Origin of the sequence: Stenotrophomonas sp. SrG (assembly GCF_050031795.1) — a bacterium.
In the GTDB taxonomy this organism is placed as follows: Bacteria; Pseudomonadota; Gammaproteobacteria; order Xanthomonadales; family Xanthomonadaceae; genus Stenotrophomonas; species Stenotrophomonas rhizophila_A.
Window position 1 is genome coordinate 1 of record NZ_JBNBBE010000255.1, and the last position, 273, is coordinate 273.

The window sequence follows — 273 nt, forward strand, 5'->3', positions numbered from 1 at the left end:
GCCCAGCATGTCCAGCCGTACCCGCTCGTTCGCCGGCCCGCGCAGCAGCATCTCGATCAGGCGGTTGCCTTCGAGGTACGTGCTCACGCTCATGCCCGACAGCGAGGTGCCCAGCCACTGGCTCACCTGCGCGCTGCTCACGCCCAGCGCGCGCGCACGATCCTGGTCGATCACCCGCCGCACCACCTTGCTCGGCTCGCTCCAGTCCAGGGTGCCGTTGATCACGTGCGGGTTCTCGCGCACCTTGGCCTGCACCTGCCGCGCGATCGCCTG

General features: G+C 70.0%; 1 protein-coding gene. It reads right to left on the reverse strand.

Going from position 1 to position 273, the window contains the following annotated elements; genetic code table 11:
* The coding region (locus ACQG3P_RS19750; RefSeq protein ID WP_426805989.1) for an efflux RND transporter permease subunit at positions 1-273 on the reverse strand (273 nt) is incomplete at both ends.